This is a genomic window from uncultured Pontibacter sp., from assembly GCF_947495565.1.
Lineage (GTDB): Bacteria > Bacteroidota > Bacteroidia > Cytophagales > Hymenobacteraceae > Pontibacter.
This window is the reverse complement of sequence record NZ_CANLZM010000009.1, coordinates 33,627-58,299: the sequence shown is the minus strand read 5'-3', so window position 1 is coordinate 58,299 and position 24,673 is coordinate 33,627. Positions and strand designations below refer to the sequence as shown.

The following is a 24,673-nucleotide window of genomic DNA, read 5'->3' as shown; positions in this document are numbered from 1 at the left end:
CCAGAAGCCTCCACAATCCTACCACTAAACAGTCAAATATGAATAGAAAGTAATTACTTAGTGTGCAAACTCATGCGCCATCTTCTGGTCTTCCAGCGCTTTGGTTTCGTGCTCCAGTTCTTCCAACGACTTATCTTCCAGCTCGATTACGGTTTTCTTATCGAGGCCAAATTTGGCAAGTATACGGTCGAAGCCGTAGTAGATAATCGGCACCACAATCAAGGTAAGGAACATTGAAGAGCTCAAGCCGCCGATCAAAGCCCAGGCCAGACCGTTTTTAGTAGCGGCCACCGAGCCACCTGCCAGCGCAATCGGCAACATACCAATCACCATGGCCAGCGTTGTCATCAGGATCGGGCGGAAACGGATACGAACAGCTTCAACCAGGGCGTCTTTTACATACACGCCTTCATCTTTCAGCTTGTTTGTAAAGTCCACCACCATAATCGCGTTCTTCGCTACCAGACCAATCATCATGATAATACCAAGTATAGAGAAGATACTCAACGACTGAGCCGCCAGTGCCAGGGCAAGCAAGGCACCGATGATAGCGAGCGGGATAGAGAACAGTACCACCAGCGGATACACGTATGAGTCGTAGAGCGCCACCATGATCAGGTACACGAAGATGATCGAGGCCAGCAAAGCAAGTCCCAGCGTACCGAAACCTTCGCTCTGGTTTTTCAGGTCGCCGCCATAATCGATGCTCACACCGGCAGGTATGTCAATCTCGGCCACCTTGGCCTGAATATCGGCACCTACCGAACCTGACGGACGACCGATTACCTGCGACTCTACTTTAACCGAAGTTACACGGTTGTAACGCTCCAGCTGCGACGGACCAGTAGACTGGCGGATGTCGGCGAACTGCGCCAGGCGCACCAGTTGCCCTTGGTTGTTCACGAAAGGCAGGTTGCCAATGTCGGTTACGCTGCGGCGGTCGAATTCGTCCAGGCGGATGTTGATATCGTAATCTTCGGTGCCGGAACGGAAGGTAACATCAGAGTTGCCGCTGAAGGCAAGCTGCATACTCGCACCCACGTTCTCCAGCGACAGGCCAACATTCGCCATCTTATCACGGTCCACTACCACTTCAATCTCCGGGTTACCGCCTTCTACAGACATGTCCACGTCGGCTGTACCCTGTATACTTTCCGTAATCGCCATCAGCTTTTCTGAGAAAGCCATCACAGAGTCCAGGCTGGAACCTGACACGATGATCTGGATCGGTGCCTGAGAATTACCTACTAAACCAACCGGAACCGGCGTTACTTCCACATCCGGAAACTTGCTCTCGATATCGGCTTTGGCCTGGCGGCTGAACTGGTCGGTGCTGAAATCACGCTCCTTCACGTCTACCAGCGTAACCGATACATCTGATTTGTAGGCTGTATTCTGGCCTGCCTGAGCCGAGGTAGTTGTACCTACGGTGGTAAATATTCTTTTTACTTCAGGTTTAGACTGCAGAAATGCTTCTACCTGCTTTGTAGCCAAATTAGTCTGCTCCACAGTCGCGTTCTTCGGCAACTCCAGCTGCAAGCTTACTTCACCACGGTCACCGGCAGGTATAAATTCTGAACCGATAAAGCCGAACGGCACCAGCATGAATGAGGCAATCAGCAGCACAAAGGTTAAGGCTAACGTGATGAACTTATGGTTGAACGCCCACTTTAGAGCAGCTATAAAGCCGTCGATGATTCTATCCAGGAAGCGCTCGAATGAAAGTATAAACCTTCCAAAGATGTTCTTATCAGATACATGCTCCAGGCGCGAGAAACGGCTGGCCAGCAACGGAATCAGCGTGAAAGCCACGAACAGGGAAATCATTGTAGAAATCGCCACTACCACGGCAAACTGACGCAGAATGTCCGATACCAGGCCTGAAGAAAGGGCAATCGGGATGAACACTACCACAATTACAAGTGTGATAGACGTTACCGTAGCCATAATTTCACGGATACCGTCGTAAGCAGCCTGCGCCGCTTTTTTGCCCATCTCCATGTGGCGGTGAATGTTTTCAATTACCACAATGGCATCGTCCACAAGTATACCCACCACCAGCGATAGTGCCAGCAAAGACATCAGGTTAAGCGAGTAACCCAGCAAATACATGGCTATAAACGTAGCCACCAAAGATGCCGGAATAGAGATCATCACGATCACGGCGTTACGCAGCGAGTGCAGGAACAAGAGCATCACCACGGCCACAAGTATAATCGCAATTACCAAGTCGTGCATCACAGAGTCGGCAGCCTCCAGGGTAAAGTCGGAGGAGTCGCTGGCAATTTCAAAGCTCAGGCCTTGGTCAGCATAGGATTGCTCCAATTTTGCAAGCGCTTCCTTTGTCAGGCGGCTTACTTCCACGGCGTTGGCATCCGACTGCTTCTGGATGGTAATACCCACAGAGGCTTTCTGGTTTACACGCGTCAGTACTTCCACGTCCTTCTGCGTATCCTGTACCTCGGCCACATCAGACAAACGCACAATACCGTTCTGGTCTTCGCGTACGATCAGGTTGCGCAGCTGGTCCAGAGACTGGAATTTACCAGCCAAACGAATCTGCGTCTGACCGCTTTCCTGCTTAATCTTACCTGTAGGGAAGTCGAGGTTGGAGTTGCGGATTTTCTGCTGCACTTGCAGGATAGAAAGGTTATAAGCCTCCAGTTTATTGGCGTCGATGTTTACCTTGATCTCACGCTCCTGGCCACCCAATACTTTGATAGCCGCCATACCCGGCACTCTCGAAAGCTCCGGCTTGATCTTTTTGTCGATTAGGTCATAGAATTCTGTTGCCGACATGTTGGCCGTAGCACCCATCTTGATAATCGGCAGGTCGTCGAAGTCGAACTTGTTCAGGGTGGGCGCATCGGCATCCTCCGGAAGTTTTGATAAAATCGTATTGATCTTACGCTGCGCATCCTGTAAGCTCAAGTCTACGTCCGTACCCTGGTTCAGCTGGATCGTGATGATAGAAAAGCTTTCCAAAGAGGTACTGTTCATTTCCTTCACGTTTTCCAACGACGAGAGTGCTTCTTCAATCTCCTTCGTTACTGAGTTCTCTACCTCGTTAGGCGAAGCACCCGGATAAATGGTACTTACTGTAAGCACCGGTGGGCTGAACTTCGGTAAAAGCTCATAGTTCAGCGATTGGTAGCTGACAATCCCGAGTAGCGTGAGGACGGTAAATACCACCACCACCAGGGTTGATCGCTGTATCGATAATTTGGTTATATTCATTTTCTAAATTCTCTTAAGAAAGAAGTTTTTCTTCATGCTGCTTCGGATTTGCAATCCGGAGCTTTTATAGTAGCGGATTTGCAAATCCGCGGCAGCTATACTTTCTGATTGCAAATCCGAAAGAGCAAACAATTAACTGTTTACTTCAGCACAGTCACTTTCATACCTTCGCGAAGGTTGATCTGGCCGCTCTGTACAATCTTCTCGCCCGGCTTAACGCCATCCAGTATCTCTACCTGGTTTTGGGTCACAATACCTACCTTCACCTGGCGGCTGAAGGCTTTTCCGTCTTTCACCACATACACGTTCGGGTTCTGAATGCTTCCTACAATGGCTTCACGCGGCAACAGCATGGCCTCGCGCTGGTCGGCTACTTCAAAGTATGCAGTGCCATACATACCGGCTCTCAGGTTGTTGTTGGCGGCGTTTTTCACTTCCACTTCCACATCAAACTTCAGGGTTGGGTCGGCTTGCGCAGCGATGGCAGTAACAGTGCCTTCATACTCCTGGCCTGCACCTGCATCTGCTTTCACCGTTACCTTATCGCCTTTGTTGATCAGGAGCACTTCGCTTTCCGATGCTTTCACTTTTAGCTTCAGTTTATCCACGTTTACAATGTCGTATAGCTTCGTGCCTGCGTTCAGGTAAGAACCTACCTCTACATAGATCTCATTTATCTCGCCGCTGATTGGGGCTGTGATACGTGTTTTGTTCAAGCGCTGACGGGCTGCTACCAACTGCGCCTGCGTAGACTTAGCGGCTAAACGGGCTTCTTCCAGTTGTCTTTTAGTAATAGCGTCGCCGGCGGCCAGGTTCTCGAAACGCTCCAGATCTCTTTGAGCTTTTTGAGCGTTAGTCTGGGCTGTAGCCAAATCCGCAGCCATGGTGTTGCTCTCTACCTGCAGCAGCAGTTCCCCAACATTCACCTTATCGCCCTTGCGCTTCAGAACACGCTGTATCTGGCCCTGCGTTTCCGATAGAAGCGTCAGGCTCTGGATAGGAGCGAAGTTACCCTGCGCCGTAAACGATTTGTCAAGTTTGGCGGATTTAACCTCTGTAATACCCACCGGAATAGCATCACTCTTAATCTCGGCTACAGCTGCGTTTGCGGCCATCTGCTCTTTGTTGCTCATCAGTTTGTAACCAATGAGCCCTAAAACTGCCAGTACTGCTATGATATAAATTACCTTTTTCATTTGTGTTTGTGGTGTGTGTCTTATTGTGTTAATATTTGTAACTCGCCTCTGGCTTTCAGATAGTTCAGCTGGGCTATTTTATACTTCAGGTTCTCGTTGTTAAGGTTTGTCTTGGCCTCGCGTAGGCTTACCTCTGCTTCCAGCAGGTCGGTGAGTGGCGAAATGCCTTCCTTGTACCGGTCATTGGTTGTGTTGTATACCTCTTGCGCCAGGTCTACATTCTGTCGCTGCACCTCAATGGAGCTTTCGCTGTTCTGTAGTTGGGCAAGCGCGTTTGTCAGTTCAACAGCCGTGTTTGTCTCCAGCTTGGAGATATCTTCTTCCGTTTTCTTTAGCTCCAGTTGCCCTTGCTTTACCTGAGCGTCTTTTCTAAAGCCATCAAAAATCGGGATGTTAACCTGCAGGCCTACCACAGAGGTCTTAAACCACGGCACGTCCGAACCGAAAAGCTCGTCGCGTTGGGTGTTATAGCCATACTGGCCATAAGCAGACAAAGTAGGATAGTAGCCAGCCTGTACATTTTTAATGCTGTAGCCCTGCAGCTGCTTCTGGGTATGCAATAACTGGAACTGCGTTTTTTGTGCAGCAGCCTGCTCTGCGGTTATCGCTTCAGTCACTACATTGTCAATCCCTCCTGTTTCATTGGTAAGGGCGATTTCCTGCTCCAGCGGCATGTTTATAAAGAACTTCAGAATGTTCTTCTGCTGCTCGAAAGAAGTGGTTAAGGTCTGCAACTGGTTTTGCAGGTTTGTCTTGTTCACTTTTATGCGGTTTACATCCACCTTGGCCACCAGGTCGTTCTGGTACTGCAGCTCCATGATGCGCTCCAGTTCCGTCAGTCGCTGCAGGTTAGCCTCAATATTCTCGAACTGCTCTTTGGTTTGCAGCGTCTGGTAGTAAGCCGTACTGATGTTATAGATCAGGTCTTCCTCAGCCATTTCTCTTCTCAGGCGGTAAAGGTCCTGCGTTGTTTTGGCGGCTTTTAGCCCCACAAAGTATGATTGGTTAAAGAGCAGCTGCGTCAGGCGTACGTTGCCGTTGGCGTTATAGTCTTTACCGAACTTAACAGGTATGTCCTGACCAGGCATTCCGGCCAGTTCGCCGGGTAAAATCTGAGTTGGCAGGGCAGGATAGTAGTCTACTCCACCGGAAACGCTTACCTGTGGCAGTCCCTGGCTTCTGGCCTCCCGGATTTGCTGCGTGCCGATCTGCTCGTCGTAAATCGCTTTTTTAACATCCTGGTTGTTGCTCAGCGCATACTTTATGCTTTCCTGCAGCGTCAGCTCCTGCACCTGTCCGCCAGTGGCTGGCTCCTGGGCAAAGGCTGGCTTCAGGACGAGCGCCATCATGCCGATTAAAAAATATTTCTTGATCACAGTTGTATAAAATTAAACAGTTTGTTAAGTTCTTTTTAGTTATAGTTGGTTCTGAAAACAGAGAACTAAATAGGTCAAAAAAAGAGGCTACTCTTTATTTTTGGTTTGCTCCCAACGCTGCAGCAGCACCGGAAACTCCTTGTGCATAAACTGCATGAAGTCTGCAAACTCTTCAATGCTGCAGTTAAAGGTGGGAGTCTCATCGCCGCGCACAGCCAGTACTTCCTTCAGCACGTGGCTCATTTTGATTACCTTTTCAATCTCACCCTGGATCAGGTCGCGCCAGTTGCCAACTTTAAGCCTGAAATAACGCTTGCGGTTGCCGGAGAAAGTGGTATAATCTATATGGCCGATGTGCATGAGCAGGTTGAGGGCGGTGGAAGTGGCGCTTTTGCTGATGTTAAGCGTTTCCCGGATCTCATCAAAAGTGAGCTCAGGGCGTGGCGAAACGTAAAGCAGGCCCAAAATGCGTCCTGCCACCGGCTGCAGCCCCTTCTCCTCGTGGGCAATCCCTATTTTCTCAATCAGTGCCTTGTGCTTATCGTCCAATTTTATGCTCATCGTGTTTTTCTCTAGTGTTCTATATTCTGAACAGCACAAAGGTATAAATGGTTCTTTTAGTTCTAAAATTTAAGAACCAATATTTTTATCTTTTTTAGAAGCGGCTGCAAAAGTATAGTATTTTATCTATTTTAAAAGCTTAGTAGAGTGGATTTAAGCTATATCTATCTATAATGCTAAATCATGCGTAGGAGGTTAGGGTATAAGATAATTTCGGTATGCAGCGTTATGTTTCCGAATATCAGTTAAATACGATGTGTCAAGATAAAAAATAGCTACTTATGGCTTCATTATACAACAGATGGTATCATCCTTACGAAATCAACGAGCAGTATAAAAAACGTGTCGCCTACTTCTGTATGGAGTACGGCATCGACCAGGCGCTAAAGGTGTACTCCGGCGGATTAGGTTTTCTGGCAGGCTCACATATGCGCAGCGCCTGTGAGCTGAGGCAAAATATGATTGGTATTGGCATGCTCTGGAAGTATGGCTACTATGACCAGGAGCGGAATGAAGACCAGACTATGCGCCCGCATTTTCAGCAGAAGTTTTACTCTTTTCTGGAGGATTCGGGCATTACGGTGAGGGTGCTGGTTAACGAGCATCCGGTACTGGTAAAAGCCATGGTGCTAAAGCCGGAGATATTCGGAACGGTGCCCATGTATTTCCTCACCACCGATATTCCTGATAATGACCATCTGGCCCGCACCATTACGCACCGCCTCTATGATCCTGAGCCACAGGCACGTATTGCCCAAAGTATAGTTTTAGGAGTGGGCGGCGCTAAAGTGGTAGAGGCGCTTGGCGGGGCTGAGATCTACCACATGAACGAAGGGCATGCCCTACCGCTTGCCTTTAAGCTTTTTGAAGATTACGGAAAACTAGACGAGATACGCAAGCGCCTGGTGTTTACCACACATACTCCCGAAAAGGCAGGCAACGAGCAGCACGACATTCATTTGCTGAACAAGATGAGCTTCTTTAACGGCGTGTCGCTGGAGGAGGTGCGGGAGTTAACAGCCATGCACGGGCAGCTGTTTGACCATACTTTAGCGGCACTCCGACTGGCCAAAGTAGCCAACGGCGTGTCGCAACTGCACGGAGAGGTAGCCCGCGATATGTGGTACGACAACGAGGGCGTATGCGAGATCAAGGCTATCACCAATGCGCAGAATTTTAACTTTTGGGCTGATATGGAGCTTTGGGAGGCGCAGGAGCGAGACGATGACAATGCGCTGACCAGACGGAAAAAGGAGCTGAAGCAGCAGCTGTTTAAAGAAGTGGCAAACCAGACAGGCAAGCTTTTTCGGCCGGATGTGCTGACCATCGTATGGGCAAGGCGTTTTGCCGCCTATAAGCGCGCCGACCTGATCGTGCGCGACATCGAACGCTTCGTCGATCTGATATCAAACCAGGAGATGCCGGTGCAGGTAATATGGGCCGGCAAACCTTATCCGTTCGATTTTGGGGCGATAAACGTGTTTAACAAGCTTGTCAAAATCTCGCAGCAACTGGATAATATGGCCGTGCTGACAGGGTATGAAATTGAGTTATCGCGTAAGCTGAAGCAGGGCTGTGATGTTTGGCTGAATACCCCGCGTAGACCACGAGAGGCTTCTGGCACCAGTGGCATGACGGCCGCCATGAACGGTGGTGTAAACGTATCGGTGCAGGATGGTTGGCTGCCAGAATATGCCCGCAATGGTGAAAACAGCTTTGTGCTCCCCGTTGCAGATACCAGCAAACCTAACGAGGCGCAGGACGATGAGGACTACAGTAATCTGATGCGTTTGATGGAAAAAGAGATTGTACCTGTTTACTACCACAACCAGGAGCGCTGGCTACATATCGTGAAGCAAAGTATGCGCGATGTGGTGCCGCATTTTGAGTCTAACCGAATGGCGCATCAGTATTATGAGCAGATGTTTAATAGTTAATTAATTTCAATGCTGGTAGGGTTACCCCGTAAAGCTGGAATTTAAAACATTGAAGGCCGCTTAATTTATACTTTGGGCGGCCTCCGCTGTTTAACACTTGATGTATAATTGTTGAGTAAGGGTATTTTTTAAAAATGCATGACCTGCCAAGCCTCCGCTGGCGCGAGTTTGCAACTCGTGCCTTTAGTGTTATTACCTGAGCCATACTTTAAAATTGCCTGTTTATACTTGCATAGCCACTGCTTACTCCTTTATACAGGTTATACTTTCTAACTGCTGCTTATCCACGGCTTTACATCCTGCTCTTTTCACCTCTTGCTTTGGCTCCCTCCAGGCGGGGGTAGGGGCCCTCTTTAAGGGAGGCCTCGTCTTCCCGCATCGCGCTGTGTTCCCTTCCTTTGCTACCCTTCGGTCGCAATGCCCTCACGGGCACCGGAATCTCACTGGACTTGCAACAAAAAAGTGGACATTATGTTAAGCTGCTAAAGGGTTGGTGTTTGGACCCAGAAGAACCGCATTCCCTGCTAAAACAAGGGAGCCGCCCAACTACTGAGCGGCTTCCTTGTTTTTTATACTTATATTTTCTCCGGAATGCGCTGCAGCGTTTCCAGTAGGAAGTCCCAGTACTTTTGCACAGAGCTGATCTGAACTTTCTCGTCCGGGGAATGGGCGCCACGAATATTCGGGCCGAAGGAAATCATCTCCATACCCGGATAGTTGGAACCAAGTATACCGCATTCTAATCCGGCGTGACAGGCGTTCACATCCGGCTCGCTGTTGAACTTGCTGCGGTACAAATCACTCATCAACTTTATAATAGAAGCATCGGGGTTAGGAGCCCAACCTGGATAAGAACCGTTAAAAGTAACCTCAGCGCCAGTCAGTTCCAACGCTGCCTGTATCGCCGCCGCCAAGTCATCTTTCTCAGAGTCTACGGAGCTGCGGGTGAGGCAGAGGATTTTGTAAGCTCCGTCCTTCAGTTCTACACGGGCCACATTGTTCGAAGTCTGCACCAGCCCATCAATCTCTGGGCTCATGCGGTAAATGCCGTTTGGCGTGGCATATATAGCGCGCAGTAGGGTAGAGGCAAAGGATGAAGCGGCTACTTGTGCCGGGGCTTCTGTGCTTTCTAACTGTACCTGCAGGTTAGGGTCTGTGGTTTTGTACTCCTGCACAAGTACAGTACGCTGCTCCTCCACATACTTCTCAAAAGCCGCTTTATCACTTTCTGCCATAGCTATTACAGCGGCAGACTCTCTGGGGATGGCATTGCGCAAGCCGCCACCGTCTATACTTCCAATGCGCAGGTCAAACTGTTTGGAGGCGTGGTGCAGCAGGCGGTTCATTAGTTTGTTGGCGTTGCCGCGGCCAAGTATAATATCCATGCCGGAATGGCCGCCGGTGAGGCCTTTTACCGTAAGCTTGTAGCCAGCCATACTTGCTGGTGTGTTTTCCTGCTCATACTTGCCTGTGGCGGTTACATCTACGCCGCCAGCGCAGCCGATGGTCAGTTCGCGGTCGTCTTCAGTATCAAGGTTCAGCAGGATGCTGGCATCCAGCAAGCCGCCTTTCAGGCCCAGAGCACCGGTCATGCCGGTTTCTTCATCAATGGTAAAAAGCGCCTCGATGGCCGGGTGTGCAATATCGTTAGAAGCAAGTATGGCCATGATAGTAGCTACGCCGATGCCGTTGTCGGCGCCCAGCGTGGTGCCACGGGCCTTTACCCAATCTTCATCCACATACATGTCAATGCCTTGTGTGTCGAAGTCAAAGTTGGTGTCGTTGTTTTTCTGGTGCACCATGTCCAGGTGGCTTTGCATGGCTATGGTTTGGCGGCTCTCCATGCCAGGCGTAGCAGGCTTTTTGATGATGACGTTGCCCACCTCATCCTTTATGGTTTCCAGGCCTAGCTTCTGGCCAAAATCAAGTATAAACTGTATCACCCGCTCTTCTTTTTTAGAGGGACGTGGCACAGCGTTTAAGTCAGCAAAGTTTTCCCAAAGCGCCTTCGGCTCCAGGCTGCGTACTTCAGAGCTCATAGTTTGTATCGTTTTTAATTTCCGTTTTTGGTGCAGCAATGGCCGCAGGCTTAAAGTTACGTATTTCAGCCGGAAAAATGTGAGAGGCAGGCAGAAAGCCTCTTTCTCAGCGTATTTTCAGCGTAGCCGGGCCGCCCACCGGGTAGCCGACGCAGGTAAGTATAAGCCCCTGCTGCAGGTCCCGCTCCGTCAGCACCTCGTTATACGACATCCATACCTTGCCGCTGGTGCAGCGGGCGGTGCAGTTGCCGCACTTGCCTGCCTCGCAGCTGTAAGGCAGGTGCAATCCGGCTTTTCGCGCCGCCCGAAGTATGGTATCCGGATACTCAACCGTTAGCTTGTGTTCCTGGTCGTTTACCTGAAGTATAACTTCATGCGGGGCGGTATCGGGTGGCGTTTGGCTGATGGCCACTTTGGTGGTGTTGAAGTTCTCTCTGCGGATATTTTCTGTGGGAGCGCCTAGCTGCCGAAGTGCCCAGTAACACATGCGCATATAGCTGTACGGCCCGCATATGTAAAACAGCACCTGCTGCAGCGGTGCCTCCGCATACTGGCGCACAAACTGCTGCAGCAGGTCTTTGTACAACCTTGCCCGCGACAGATCCGGCGAATTACTGAACAGAAACTGTAACCGAAAGCGGTGGGGAAAAGCCTGCGCCAGCTGCTGCAGCTCCTCTTTGTAAATTGCTTTTTCAGGGTTACTGTTGCTGTAGATAAGCGTTACCGCCACATCCGGGTAAGTATAAAGTATAGATTTTAAAAGTGACAGCTCAGGCGTGATGCCGCTTCCGGCTGCCAACAGAATCACTTGCCGGTAAGCAGGCATATTATCGGGAAGTATAAAAAGCCCGGCAGCACCTGCGGCATACAGTTTGTCTCCCGGCTGCACATCATCAACCAGCCTTCTGGAGAAAAAACCGTTTTCGATACGCTTTACGCCAATGCTTAGCGGCTCCTGCAGCGCCGGCGAGGAGGTGATGGAGTATGATCTTCTTATATCCTGTTCTTTATCTGAATGCACCAGCGTGAGGTACTGGCCGGCTTTATAATCGAGGGGCCTGTCCGGTTCAAGTACGAAGGTTTTAAAATCTGGCAGCTCCTGGCGGATTCCTGTAACCGTAAGCGTGTAATGGTCTGTAGATGGTGTCTGCTTCATCATGATGCGTTTTCATACGCGAAAGACTGGGAGATCGGTACAAGGCACTCAAGTTTCAGAATAGAGAATGTAAAACAACCCCAGCGCGCATCAGGTTAGCTTTGAGGATAAAGCATGATGATTTTTGTCATTCTAACCATCTTTAAAATAGTGGTTATGATCAATCTTATAAGCATGCTCATGCAGGGTCGAAACGCTTTGCTGCAGGAGTTGTAGTTTAAAGTGAAAAGTATTGGCAAGTACTATACCTGCAACGGCAAGGAGCGTCTTCTTAGGACAACCTTTAGCTTATCCGCTCTTACTTAAAATCTTTTTATCTTGAGCAGGGGCAAGTATTGTTTGTGCGGTTATTTACAATCTTCTGCCTTATCGTAATCTTCTTCTATGAATATGAAGCGGTAAAGAGAATTGCTCTCCCTCTCATAGGATGAATCCACGAGTATATTTCTGAACTCCGGGGAAATGTTTTTTCTCAAAGATGATACAATATTGGTATAAACCTGTTGCTTCTCATCATCGAACGTAACAATCACAGAGTCTGTCGCAAAAGCAGCTTGAGCACTTATTGTTTTACCTGCATCATTACTGGAAACGCCTTCTGCAATTAGTCCTGCCCCTGTGATAGATGCTGTCTTTTGTTGTCTCCCAAATCTGTAAAACTCAACTTTTATTTCGTGCTCAGTGCCATTTTCCAAAACATACTTGCGGTTGATGCGGTCATTGTTCCGATCACAGCTAGTTGTTGCAGACAGCATAGCTGAAGCAGATGCGAAAAGTATAAAGCGAATTAAGATTGGTTTCTGGTGCATAGCATTATCTCAGTTAAATGATTTGGGTCACTGCATTATTTTGCTATTTAACGTTGGAACGCGCCAAGCTGACACTGCAATAGTACGTTTAGGGTGGAGTCTCAAACAAAGCGAAGGCTACTCACGGCAGCATTTACAATCTTCAAACAGTTTTTGGGTTCCTTTTTGGAAGGCTTTGTCAACTGCCATGCTGATGGAGGACAAGTTAACAGAAGTACTGCCTCTGTGCCCGTTTGCCTGGTCTTGCTTTGGCAAGGTTACCGGGGATATTTCTGTGGTGGTGGTGAGGGTGTAGATCAGCTTTTTTGCCTGCGTAGAATAAAGGTTAAACTTAACTGTAGCCTTCGTATTGTCCTGGGTAGGGCTAACATTGTACTGCTGCATTTCCCTTTTCTCTGCTGCGCTAACAGAGGCATAACCCAAGCCCGCAGCCTGGTTACCTACTGCTAATTCCAGATAATATGCATAACCCATTTGCTGCATCTTTGCCAGGTTGCTCGTGTCAGTGGCAGTCTCAGGTTTTACGCCTTGTACCCGGAGGTACATGTCCTGCTCCACGGCATAGGCTGGTTGTATTCCGGCTTCTTTAACCTGGGAATCAAGCATTTGGTATAGCTCGTAAGACCGATTAGGTGTTATGCCAAATGCCTCGCCAATCAACAACTTCTCTCCAGCCACCAAAGCTGTGGGGCAGCCCCCGGCAGAGGAGGTAAACTGTGTAGAAGGGATACAGCCGCTGACCAAAACTAAAAGAAGCAGCAGGGCGAAAGCCAGCGAAGAATTAGGGCGTGAGCAGAAAGTTTGTTTCATGAGTTGGTAGCAGCATTCTAAAGCATTATACTCTAATATAGAGGTATTTTTAGAAATTGATATGATTTTAGATCTCAAAAGTTTAAATCTATACTTCCTGCTAGTCAAAATTAAGAGTTCACTGCAGCAGGAGCGATTAACCCCATTACGTAAATCATCCGCTCAATCAGCAAGTATAAAATCAGAGGTTAAGCTAGCAAAAGTATGTCAAGCAAAAAGCCCTGCAGCAAACGCCGCAGGACTTTTTCGCTCTAACACAAAATACTAATTAGTTTCCGCCTGCACGGTTCAGCTCGTCCAGGTTTACGCTGCGTTTTTTAGATACAAACTCCGAGCCTTTGCTGAAGCGGTAGCGCAGGTTTACCCTAAAAGATTGGGCGCCTTGGTACTGCTCGATGGCATTGATGTTGCCGTTCAGTTCTGTATCTACCTTCAGCACACGGCTCTTGAAAATGTCAGTTACATTCATGCTCAGGGTTAGCCTGTCTTGGAGGAAGCTACGCTTCAGGCCGGCATCCAGCCACCATAGCGGTTCTACTCTGTAAAGGCCGTACACGGCAGCGCCCTGGTAGCTGCCGCCTACTTCCAGCCGGATGTTGTGCGGCAGCATAATGTTGTTGGTTGTTTGGGCGATAGCTGTTACCTGGTCATTTACAACCAGCTCCCCGTTCGACATGTTGGTGAATTCCTGGTACATCACAACCACGTTGTTACTTATGTCCCAGTTCTTCGATACTTTAATGGGTGCCACCAAAGTAGCTCTGGCGCTTTTCATATCGCGTACGTTCTGCTGCTGGAAAACCGTAGTGTTATCCTCTGGGTTCTGCCTTGGCACTTCCGCTATATAATCATCCGTAACAGAGTAGCCCAGAATCAGGTTGTAAGTCTGCTTAAGTGTGTGCGTTACCTCAAAAGAGTTTGTGTATTGCGGCCTTAACTGCGGATTTCCCTTTGCCCAGGTGTACGGGTCCAGGTAAAAAATAAATGGGTTAAGTGCCTGGTAATTAGGCCTGTTAATGCGGCGGCTATACTTGTATCCGATCTGGTAATTATCGCTCACCTTCTGCTGCAGGAACACGCTCGGAAACAGGTCCAGGTAATTGCGGTCGGTTTTCTCATTGGTTGTCAAGGATTTGCCCCTGGAGTCCGTCTGCTCTGCACGCAAGCCTGCCTGTAGTGTCCATTTTTCGCCCAGACTAGCATTAAGGTTAGCGTAAGCTGCATAAATATCTTCTTTGTAGATGAAGTGGTTGCTGCGTTTCGGGTCGATGGTTTTCTTGCTATCGGCTGTCTCGTAAAAGCGCAGCTCGTTATCCGACACCACATGGCTGGCCTTAGCGCCTACTTCCAATTTAGTGTTTTTAGCAAGTGGCTTTGTGAAATCTACCTTGGCAGAATAAATATCGTAGCCGGTCGGGTTCTCGCTTAGCAGCAGTTCGTTGCGTACCGGAGCATCGTTAGCGGGCACGTACCTGTTGCGGAACTCAAAATCATCGCGGCTGGTAATGTGCACATAGTCCAGGTCGGCAGAAAGGCTAGTGCCAGTTGTATCGAACTTGCCCAGGTAATGCAGGTTAAAAGTGCCGTTTCCATAGTTGCCTTCAGCCGAGTTTAGGGCGTCGATGTACAGATTTTCCGCTGAGTTGCCGTTTCGTAAGTATGAATCGCTTTGGAAGCTATTGGTGCTGCTGTTGAAGATGATGTTGGCCATAGCCCCGATGCTATGCTTTTCATTTACATCATAGTCGGTGCCGATGCGCAGTGAAGGTTCCAAGCGCTCACTCTCTTCATACCCTAACTGGTCGAAATTACTTTTACTACCGTCCTGATTTGTAAAAAGGCGCGTCATCTCCATATCCCGGAAACGCGTGCGGCGGGCAAAGTCCAGGCTGCCAAAGGAGTTCCACTTTCCGCTTTTGTAGCTCAGTTCTGCACCCGAGGTGTAGGTGCTCAGGCTGTTGTACTGGTAGCCGGCGTACCCACTCCCGTTCATACCAGTGTCCACAGCCTTTTTTAAGTTGATGTTGATTACACCCGAGGCTCCCTCAGCGTCAAACTTAGCCGAAGGGTTCGTGATAAGCTCCAGGTTTTTGATATTCTCGGCAGACATGCCCTGCAGCAGCGTCTGCAGTTCCTTGCCAGAGAGGTAGCTGCGTTTGCCGTTAACCATTATCTGCACACCGGATTTTCCGTTCAGCTGTATGTTGCCATCCTGGTCTACCCATACGCCCGGCGATTTGGTGAGTACCTCATAGGCGGTGGCGCCGCTGGCCAAAGCGGTTCCCTCCACGCTCACCACCATCTTATCAGGCTCCGTAATAACTGTGGGGCGCATGGCCTGTACCTGTACCTCTGCCAGCACTTTTGTATCAGGTTTTACCTGCAGCTGGCCAAAGTTTTTGGAGAAGCTGGGGCCGGTTACCTCAAAGGCTGGCGTCAGGTGTTCTGTATAACCTAAGCCGCTCAGCTTAAGCTTGTAAGTTCCTTTGGCTGGCGTCATAATTTGGAAATTCCCGTCCATGTCGGCAATGGCGCCTGTTATTACTTTAGAACTGGCAGCCTCCATTACGGCCACATTCACAAAGCCCACAGGCTGGTTTTTGTCGTCCAGAACAGTGCCTGTTAGCATACCTGCCGTCTGCGCAAAAGTATGGCTGGTACAGAGGAAAAAGAGAAGTGTGAGGTAAACGTAAATTTTTTTCATGGTTTTATTTTGTGTAGTTTTGATAAATGGATCGATGCTGTAAAAGTATACTATAGTACTTTGTATAGCAAGGTACTGTTTGGTTTATGAAATGACTTTTAGACGAACCGGAGAATTTTATCTTCTAACACCTGCCGAACCTGGGCAAGGGCGCAGAGTATGTGTTAGCTCGCTCCCCATGAAAGGCTTTGGGTAAAAAGATAAAGGAGCAGGTGGAAAGGTTGCTTTAACTCAAGAAAAAATAAAGGCAAGTATAGCTTCTATCGTTAGAGTTATGATTTATCAGGAAGTATAAATGACTAAGTGAAACTGTCTCAGAAGTATAGCTTTCGGTTAGAGCAGTCTTGCTGAAGCCGTATCAATAACAGCCGGCGCTGTAAACAAAAAAAGGCAGAGAGCTTTCTGAGCCCTCTGCCTTTCAATACAATTTTAAACTTTATACTTAGTCCAGCACTTCTTTTGTGCTGCCGCACTTCAGCATTTTATCGCCAAAGTATGGATTACGGATCTCTTCGTTAGAGCTCAGCCAATAGCCGCCTTTGTCGTTCAGGGCCATCGGGCAGTGCTGATAGTATAGTTGCTGGTCGTTGGCACCAAAGGCTTTTGCCATAGCGTACACAGACTCCGAAAGCTGCTCCAGGTTCTCGCGCTGTGCATCAATGTCAGCAGCACCGCTAATGCTGGTGGCGCTGCTGATCACTTTATCAGTTTTCTCCTCGGCAAAGGCCTTCGCTTCTGTATCTAACAGGGAGGCAACAGGCATGGCTTTGGCTACGGTCAGCACCTCATTGGCAGCGGCTCTGGCGGCATCGGCGTCAGAGGCAACCAGAGCATCTTTCAGCTTCAGGTATTCACCCACTAACTGAGAGATCTGCGTTTCTACGGGCTCTGCCCCGGAAGTATAGTCAGGTGTTTCTACCACAGCCTGCGCATGGTCCATTTCGCTATGATCCGCTTCTTCGTGGTGCTCTGTGGTGGCCGCTGTGTTATCGGTGTTGCTCTCAGAGCATGACGTAAAGGCGAACGCGGCTACAACAGCTGCTGCAAAAAATGTCTTTTTCATGGTGTTAAATAATAGTTATAAATTTTGATTTCAATAGTTTATTTGCTGAAGCGCCACAAATACAATTGCAAGTATAACCGCTGCATAAATAAACCATTTCAGCCAGTTTTGCTTTGGCTTGTGAGGTGCGGTGTTTTCGGTTTTGCAACAGTTCTTCATGGCGTAATAGTTTAATGCACGTGAGGCTGTACAGGCTTTGGTTTCTCAGCAGCAGGCACACCAGCGCCTTTTCGGAAGGTTTGCGTTGTCTCGCCGCAGCTAAGCATGGCCTCTCCAAAGTATGGATTTCTGATCTCCTGCTGCTCGCTCAGCCAAAAAGCGCCTTTGTCGCCTAGCGCCATCGGGCACTTCTGTTTATACACAATTTCTTTGTTCGTGCCGAAAGTCTCCACCACCTCAATCAGATGGTCAGAGAGCGGTGAGAATGCCTCACGCTGTTTCTCTATGGCCGTGCTTTTCTTAATTGTACCGGCGTTTGACTGCAGCGTAGGCAGCAGCTGCATCCATTTGGCGTGGGTGCTGCCATCCAGTAGGCTCATATCCACCTTGCTTAGCGCATGGTTAAATTTGCCAGCTGCCTGGCGGGCCGCGGGTGCGTCAGAGGCTACCAATGCGTTCTTCAAAGTATAATACGTGTCCACCAGCGCTGTTACCTGCTGCTGAAACTGCTCGGGCACCTCCATCATCTTGTTGGCCGGAGCTGTCATCATGCTGTAGTTGCCCGTTAGCTGGGCGGCACCATCCACGGCAAACACGCCGTTGGTCACCACTTGCTCTCCTTCACTCAACCCCGACTCTATAATATACATATCGCCTACGCGGGGGCCAAGTGTTATTTCGCGCATCTCAAAAGCAGGTGCCTCACGATCAGCCACTTTCACATAAGCCACAGAGCGTTTGCCTGTCCAGAGAACGGCGGTGCGCTGTATGGCCAGTGCGTTTTCGCGTGCCGCTGATTTGGTGGATGTTTTGATGCGGGCGTTGGCAAACATGCCAGGCTTTAACTGGTTGCCCGGGTTGGAAACTTCGGCGCGTACCTGCACTGCTCTTGTACTGGCATTGAGCACAGGAGTTACAAACTGTACGTTGGCCGTAAACTCTTTTCCGGGAATGCCGGGCACCGTAAAGTTTACCGTAGCCCCTTCTTTAATCCAGGAGAGGTCGCTTTCGTAGGCATCCAGCACCACCCACACTGACGTAAGGTTAGCTACCTCAAACAGTACGGAACCGGTGCTTACGTAATCGCCTACGGCCACCATGCGCTCAGTTACCACACCGGAGGCATCAGCGTAAATATCGAAGTTGGTGAGCAGTTCGCTAGCGTTTTCAATGCGCTGTATCTGGCTGTTGGAGATGTTCCAGAGCCTCAGTTTGGTTTTGGCAGCCTCGTACAATTCCGGCATCAGGTCTTTTGATTTAGCCGCTTCCTGCAACTCGCGCTGTGCCGTGAGCAGCTCCGGAGAGTAGATAGAAGCCAGCCTTTCTCCCTTGCGCACTTCCTGACCGGTAAAGTTAACATACAGCCGCTCAATGCGCCCCGGAAACTTCGCGGTGATCGAGGAAACTTTCTGTTCGTTCAGTTCTACAGTACCCGACAGTAACAGCTCATTCTCCGGGTCTACGCGCTGTACCGGCGAGGTTTGGATGTTAGAAAGGGCAATAGCCTCCGGGGTCATTTCCAGCACGTAGGGACTTGCCGCATCGCTACCGTTTCCGCCTGTGGTTACCGGAATCAGGTCCATGCCGCAGATAGGGCACTGGCCTGGCTTGTTCTGCCGGATCTGGGGGTGCATGGAGCAAGTATACTCGGTTACGCCTGCCACATCTGCTGTGTGGACGTGTGTCTCTTCCGAAGATCGCTCTCCAAAGATCAGCCAGCCCAGCAGCAGGCCGCCCACAGCTATCAGCAGGTACGTTATGTTTTGCTTCGTTTTAGATTTCATGTGTTTATCCTGTAGATAAATATTTTTTTAATTGATAGTTCAACGCCTCTTTCAGAGCTGCACTTGCTGCCTTTTTAACTAACGTTAAATGAAGTTTTGACTCAGGAGCTGTTAACTATCGCTGTTCATCATCCGGTTAATAGCCGACACGGCAACGTGCTGATCTGTAATGGCCTGCAGCTGCTGCTGCCTGTACCCTAAAATAGCCTGGCGTTGCCGCAGAATTTCCTCTATGCCTGCACCTGCCACACTGTAATCTGTGGTTAGCAGCCGGATAGCCTGCTCGTTCAGCCGGATTTGTTCCTCTAGCAGCTGCAGGGTGCTGCTGGCCCGCTGATAATCATACAAAAGGGCGCTCAATTCTGCCAGCAGCTCGTTTTCGGCGGACTCTCTGTTGGCCGCAGCCGCCTCTTGTGCATACTGAGCCTCTTTTTGGGCTGACTTATACTTTTTACGATAGATGGGCAGCGTAACGGTAACCATTGGCATTACCATGTTTTTCCCGCCCATCGGCATCTGTGTCATTTCATCTGTTCTGGGTTTAAAAACCATGTAGTTCAAGCCTACGCCAAACATCGGCCTCCCCATCAGCTGCGCCATCCGGTACTGCGATTCACGCGCCTTTTCGTCCCACTCATACATTTGCAGCATCGGGTGGTTTTGGCGGATAGAGTCTTGGATGAGGGCAAGCGAGGCAGGCAAGGCAACTGGCTGCAATGTATCCGCTAGCTGCACTGCCAGGTTATGCTCTCGGTTGAGCATGCTGTTAAAAGCAACTTCTTTTGGCCTCCTGGAGTCGCGGAGCAGCTGCAGACGGTTTTCAAGGTCCTTTACCTGCACCCGGATAAGGATGACATCTACCATGCTGTTGCCAGAGCTTGCCATAGACGACGACATACCGCCGCTGCTCATACTTCTGCTTCTGGAAGCGGAGCTGCCGCTGGTTGAGTTGCCGCCCATACCTGCCATGCCACTGGAAGAGCCGCCTCCTGCAGCTGCCGAAGAAGTAGCGCCGGCACTTTGCCGTTGACTAGCCTGGCCCTGCGATGAAGCCGCCGGTGCCGATTTATACTTAGCCAGTGCCACACGCTCCAACGCCTGCAGAATCTCCAGCTCACGCTCCAGCAGCTGTACTTCCTCATCTATCTGGTACAGTGCCAGCCAGGTGGTGCGCACGCTGTGGTAGAGGTTTATTTTGGCTTCTATGAAAGATGAAAACTTCATCTGGGCCATGTAATTTGCCTCACTCTTGGCCGCACCCAGAGAGCCGAACCAGGGAAACATCTGCATAATAGAAACATCGCCTACCTGGTTGCCCATTAGCCTTTCCATTGGTTGGAGGAAGAAGCTGAAATTAGCCTCCGGGTCGGGAAGCGAACCAGCCTGAGGAGCCTTTTGCAGCGCAGCCTGGTACTCCGCGTAGCGGGCTTTCAGCTGCGGGTTGTTTTCTCCGGCCATCACGAGGTACTCCTCCAGGGTTTGTGCCTGCAGGTTTGAGATGCATGTCAGGAGAAGAAATATACTTGCTATCAGCTTTTTCATAAAATTTCCTTTTTTACTTTCAGCTCTTCGCGCCAGCTATACAGCACGGGCACGATGAACAGGGTAATTAAAGCTACCACCATACCTCCGAAGGTAGGAATAGCCATTGGAATCATAATGTCGGAGCCGCGGCCTGTGGAGGTGAGCACCGGCAGCAGGGCCAGCAGGGTAGTAGCCGTGGTCATGAGGCACGGCCTTACACGGCGGATGCCAGCCTCCAGCACCGCTTTGCGCACACCTTTTCTCGACTCTGGCTGCAGACTTTCAAAACTTTGTTTTAGGTAAGTGCCCATTACCACACCATCATCTGTGGCGATGCCGAAAAGGGCGATAAAGCCAACCCACACGGCTACGCTCAGGTTAAATGTGCGCATCTGGAAAAGCTCCCGCAGGTTTGTGTCGCCAAACGAGAAGTTCAGGAACCAATCTTGGCTGTAGAGCCACAGCATCATAAAGCCCCCGGAAAAAGCCATGGCGATGGAGGTGAAAATGAAAAGCGTAGTCCAAACCGAACGGAACTGGAAGTATAGAATCAGGAAAATGATCAGCAAACTGAGCGGGATAACTAGAGACAGCCGCTTCTCGGCACGCACCTGGTTCTCATAGTTGCCCGAGAATTTATAGCTGACACCCGCTGGCACCACCAACTCACCTGACTCTATCTTCTGGCTCAGGTAACGCTGCGCATCCTCCACCACCGACACCTCGGCAAAGCCATCCCGCTTATCAAGTAGCACATAGCCTGTCAGGAAAGAGTTTTCGCCTCGGATCATCATCGGGCCGGGACGGTAGACTACCTCCGCAATTTCGCCCAAAGGCACCTGCGCCCCCCCGGCGGTAGTAATCAAAATACGGTCTACAGACTCAGGGCTGTTTCTGTACTCGCGGGCATAGCGTGCCCGGATAGAATAGCGCTCGCGGCCCTCCACGGTGGTGGTCAGTGCCATGCCGCCCATCGCTACTTCTATGTACTCCTGCACATCGGCTACATTTAAGCCGTAGCGAGCCATTGCCCTGCGATTTAACTCTATCTCCATGTACGGCTTGCCCAAAGACCGGTCTGCAAACACAGCCTCTGATTTAACGGAAGGCACTTCTTTCAGAAAACGCTCCATCTGCAGGCTAAAATCCTCGATTGTCTTCAGGTCCGGGCCATATACTTTTACGCCCATTGGCGCGCGCATACCTGTTTGTAGCATCACGAGGCGTGTTTCGATGGGCTGCAGTTTAGGAGCAGAAGTAACACCCGGTATGTTGGCCGCAGCTACTATCTCATCCCAAATATCATCCGGATTCTTGATATGGTCGCGCCACTGGCGGTAGTATTCTCCGTTTTTATCTTCGATGAGCTGGCCGGCTTCGTCGCGCACATACTCGCCTTCATCGTCTACTTTAAAGCGAATCCGTTGGCCGTTTACATCGGTTTTATACTCTGATTTGTATTGGATGATATTCTCATACATGGACATAGGAGCCGGGTCCAGCGCGGTTTCGGCACGACCTGCCTTGCCCACCACTATTTCCACCTCCGGAATAGCCGTAATCAACATATCCAACTGCTGCACAATACGCTTGTTGGCCTCCACGCCGGAGTGCGGCATGGAGGTTGGCATGAGCAGGAAAGCACCTTCATCCAGCGAGGGCATAAACTCTTCGCCCAGCCCCGGAAAGGTATGCACCAGCTCGCTCCAGACAGAGGTGGTGCGGATGTTATTTCCTGTTTTGTCGATGCCGTTGGCCACCCAGCCAAACACGCCGTTAAAACCCAGCCAAACATTAAGGCCTATCAGCATAATGAAAGCAGGTAGCAGCAGGAAAGCGCCTTTATGATCCAGGCACCACATGAGGATGCGCGGGTAAGCCCCAATAAACAAAGCAAAACCCCCGAGTACCAACCCGATAACAAGCAGGATAAACAGGAAGTTGAGAATCAGGCTGACAGAAGCACCCAGCGGCATCCACTGCGTAGCTAAAAGCCACGACACCGCCAACACTGCAATGCCTATCATAACAGGGGTGTTATACTTGCCGTAGCGCTCCGGTTGGTAAAAAGTGAGCAGGTTATTGGCAGCAATCAGCAGCAGTGTGATACCTGCCAGCGGAAGTATAAACAGTGCCACCAGGCCAAGCACAAACAGCCCAATATTCAGGATTTTGGACCAGGCCACGTTCTTCGACTTCAGCCCAAGTATGGAGTGGGCGAAGGCAGGCATGATCAGGATCGTGAAAATCAGCGAAGCCACCAGCGCAAAAGTCTTTGTAAAGGCCAACGGGCCAAACAGTTTACCCTCTGCTGCTTCTAGTGTAAATACCGGCAAAAAACTGACTATTGTGGTAGATACGGCGGTAAGTATGGCGGTGGCAACTTCAATAGTGGCATTGTACACAGTCTTCAGCAGCGACTGGCCGGGAGGGGCCTCATCCAGGTGCCGCAGAATATTCTCATTCAGGATGATGCCTAAATCTACCATGGTGCCAATGGCAATAGCTATACCGGACAGCGCCACGATATTGGCATCCACGTTAAACTGCTTCATCATGATGAAGGTCATTAAAACGGCCAGTGGGAGCAGAGCCGAAATGAGCAAAGAAGCCCGCAGGTTGTACACCATCACGATAATGACAATAATGGTGATGAGAATCTGAAGTATAATCGCCTCGTTCAGCGTGCCCAGCGTTTCGTTTATCAGATGCGTGCGGTCGTAGAAAGGTACCACGGTAACTTTAGAAACGCGTCCGTCGGCTAGTGTTTTAGAAGGGAGCCCGGCGGAAATCTCGTCCAGTTTCTGCTTTACGTTGTTGATTACAGCCAGCGGGTTGTCACCGTAGCGGGCTATAACCACACCGCCCACTGCCTCGGCTCCGCTTTTATCCAGCACACCCAGCATGGAGCGGTCGGCGGGGCCGATGTTTACGCGGGCAATATCCCGGATGCGCACCGGAACGTTGGATGTTACCTTCACCACGGCCTCCTCAATATCCTCCAGGTCCTGCACGTAACCCAAGCCGCGCACCAGATACTCTACCTGGTTTATCTCCACGGTATTAGCGCCTACATCCTGGTTGCTGTTTTTCAGGGCCGTCATCACCTCCATCATAGAGACATTATTGGCCTTCATGGCCACCGGGTCCAGGTCAACCTGATATTCTTTGATATAGCCACCCACGGATGCCACTTCAGCTACACCCTCAGCACCGGACAGTGCATAACGTACATAAAAATCCTGAATAGAGCGCAGCTCGTGCAGGTCCCAGCCTCCGGCAGGGTTGCCTTCTGCATCGCGGCCCTCCAAGGTATACCAGTATACTTGCCCCAGCGCAGTGGCATCCGGCCCGAGCTTTGGGGTTACCTCATCGGGAAGCAGGTCGGTTGGCAGCGAGTTTAACTTCTCCAGAATGCGGGAGCGGCTCCAGTAGTATTCCGTGTCCTCGTCAAAAATAACGTAGATGCTGGAGAAGCCGAACATGGAGGTAGAACGGATGGTTTTAACACCCGGCATGCCTAAAAGAGAGGTAGTTAAGGGGTAGGTGATCTGGTCTTCCACGTCCTGCGGTGAGCGGCCCATCCACTCGGTGAAAATAATTTGCTGGTTCTCGCCAATATCCGGAATGGCGTCTACAGGAACTGGGTCGCTTGGGAGGAAATCGACTTTCCAGTTGAATGGCGCTACTACAATACCCCACCCAACAATGAGCAGCAGAAGCAGGACTGTAACCAGTTTCTGCTCCAGAAAGAACTTTATAATGCTGTTTAACATGCCTTATTCGATTGAATACAAAGAAGTATGGCTACCGGAGTGGCAGCGCAAAACTTTACCAGCCCACAGGCAGGTATGAATCGAAAAAGCGGATTTACAGAAGGAAAGACTGCACCAGCACCGGTATGTCGCGGGCCAGTGGGGGAGACTCGTACAAAGCGTACTGAGGCTTTAGATCGGCCTCCGGAGCAAATAACTGAAGTATAACTGCCTTTACAACAGCTGTAAACCGTACGTCCTGCAGTTTAGTGAGAGACAGTGTTTTGTGCTTGGCCTCCACATCCAGGCGCTCCATAATTACCTGGTGGTCTTCGCAGCAGGCGTCATCTTCGGCAGCCTGTTGGGGAGCATGGCAGGCAGGGACGTTTTCCTGCGGTTTGTCCATGTCCATCAGGCAGTCAGCCTCAGCCCCGAAAAATGTAATGTCGCGTAACTCGCCGCCACAAATATGCATACCCACGGCCATACCCGTCGAGGAGACGAGCACCAGCAGCGTAAGCGTTAGCAGTATGATTTGGCGGTATAAGTTCATGGGTTGGGTT

16 protein-coding genes are annotated in these 24,673 nt (G+C 50.1%); 1 reads left to right on the top strand and 15 read right to left on the bottom strand.

Annotated features, from left to right (window positions below):
* Positions 1-57 precede the first annotated feature (57 nt).
* The 4 genes from Q1B04_RS12465 to Q1B04_RS12450 all read right to left on the bottom strand — a co-directional run bounded on the left by Q1B04_RS12465 (position 58) and on the right by Q1B04_RS12450 (position 6,370).
* Positions 58-3,237, bottom strand: coding sequence for an efflux RND transporter permease subunit (locus Q1B04_RS12465; RefSeq protein WP_299759161.1), 3,180 nt, complete (start codon positions 3,235-3,237; stop codon positions 58-60).
* Between the two features lie 140 nt (positions 3,238-3,377).
* Positions 3,378-4,433, bottom strand: coding sequence for an efflux RND transporter periplasmic adaptor subunit (locus Q1B04_RS12460; RefSeq protein ID WP_299759159.1), 1,056 nt, complete (start codon positions 4,431-4,433; stop codon positions 3,378-3,380).
* 20 nt (positions 4,434-4,453) lie between these two features.
* Positions 4,454-5,809, bottom strand: coding sequence for a TolC family protein (locus tag Q1B04_RS12455; RefSeq protein ID WP_299759157.1), 1,356 nt, complete (start codon positions 5,807-5,809; stop codon positions 4,454-4,456).
* An 87-nt stretch (positions 5,810-5,896) separates the two neighbouring features.
* Positions 5,897-6,370, bottom strand: coding sequence for a MarR family transcriptional regulator (locus tag Q1B04_RS12450; RefSeq protein ID WP_299759155.1), 474 nt, complete (start codon positions 6,368-6,370; stop codon positions 5,897-5,899).
* A gap of 281 nt (positions 6,371-6,651) precedes the next feature.
* Here Q1B04_RS12450 and glgP point away from each other — a divergent pair, with 281 nt between their 5' ends.
* On the top strand, positions 6,652-8,307 hold the full coding sequence (glgP, locus tag Q1B04_RS12445) for an alpha-glucan family phosphorylase (protein WP_299759153.1): 1,656 nt from the start codon (positions 6,652-6,654) through the stop codon (positions 8,305-8,307).
* A gap of 575 nt (positions 8,308-8,882) precedes the next feature.
* Here glgP and Q1B04_RS12440 read toward each other — a convergent pair.
* The 11 genes from Q1B04_RS12440 to Q1B04_RS12390 form a co-directional block, all read right to left on the bottom strand.
* Complete coding sequence (locus Q1B04_RS12440) at positions 8,883-10,346, bottom strand: aminoacyl-histidine dipeptidase (RefSeq protein ID WP_299759151.1); 1,464 nt, start codon at positions 10,344-10,346, stop codon at positions 8,883-8,885.
* A gap of 106 nt (positions 10,347-10,452) precedes the next feature.
* Positions 10,453-11,505, bottom strand: a complete 1,053-nt coding sequence (locus Q1B04_RS12435) for a ferredoxin--NADP reductase (protein ID WP_299759149.1) — start codon at positions 11,503-11,505, stop codon at positions 10,453-10,455.
* Positions 11,506-11,849: 344 nt separating this feature from the next.
* Positions 11,850-12,311 (bottom strand): hypothetical protein, encoded by a 462-nt coding sequence (locus Q1B04_RS12430; protein WP_299759147.1) that lies wholly within the window; start codon positions 12,309-12,311, stop codon positions 11,850-11,852.
* A gap of 117 nt (positions 12,312-12,428) precedes the next feature.
* Positions 12,429-13,121, bottom strand: a complete 693-nt coding sequence (locus Q1B04_RS12425; protein WP_299759145.1) for a hypothetical protein — start codon at positions 13,119-13,121, stop codon at positions 12,429-12,431.
* Between the two features lie 268 nt (positions 13,122-13,389).
* Positions 13,390-15,825 (bottom strand): outer membrane beta-barrel family protein, encoded by a 2,436-nt coding sequence (locus Q1B04_RS12420; protein WP_299759143.1) that lies wholly within the window; start codon positions 15,823-15,825, stop codon positions 13,390-13,392.
* 442 nt (positions 15,826-16,267) lie between these two features.
* Positions 16,268-16,888: a DUF3347 domain-containing protein gene (locus Q1B04_RS12415; RefSeq protein WP_299759141.1), complete on the bottom strand. Its 621-nt coding sequence runs from the start codon at positions 16,886-16,888 to the stop codon at positions 16,268-16,270.
* Positions 16,889-16,918: 30 nt separating this feature from the next.
* On the bottom strand, positions 16,919-17,047 hold the full coding sequence (locus Q1B04_RS12410; RefSeq protein WP_299759139.1) for a hypothetical protein: 129 nt from the start codon (positions 17,045-17,047) through the stop codon (positions 16,919-16,921).
* A gap of 11 nt (positions 17,048-17,058) precedes the next feature.
* Positions 17,059-18,831: an efflux RND transporter periplasmic adaptor subunit gene (locus tag Q1B04_RS12405; RefSeq protein WP_299759137.1), complete on the bottom strand. Its 1,773-nt coding sequence runs from the start codon at positions 18,829-18,831 to the stop codon at positions 17,059-17,061.
* A gap of 111 nt (positions 18,832-18,942) precedes the next feature.
* The gene (locus tag Q1B04_RS12400; protein ID WP_299759135.1) at positions 18,943-20,373 is read right to left on the bottom strand and encodes a TolC family protein; all 1,431 of its coding nucleotides are present in this window, start codon (positions 20,371-20,373) and stop codon (positions 18,943-18,945) included.
* Positions 20,370-24,131 carry an efflux RND transporter permease subunit gene (locus Q1B04_RS12395; protein ID WP_299759134.1) on the bottom strand — a complete coding sequence of 1,254 codons (3,762 nt, stop codon included), beginning with the start codon at positions 24,129-24,131 and terminating at the stop codon, positions 20,370-20,372. The genes Q1B04_RS12400 and Q1B04_RS12395 overlap by 4 nt, the downstream gene beginning before the upstream one ends.
* A gap of 94 nt (positions 24,132-24,225) precedes the next feature.
* Positions 24,226-24,663: a hypothetical protein gene (locus Q1B04_RS12390; protein ID WP_299759133.1), complete on the bottom strand. Its 438-nt coding sequence runs from the start codon at positions 24,661-24,663 to the stop codon at positions 24,226-24,228.
* Between the last annotated feature and the right edge of the window lie 10 nt (positions 24,664-24,673).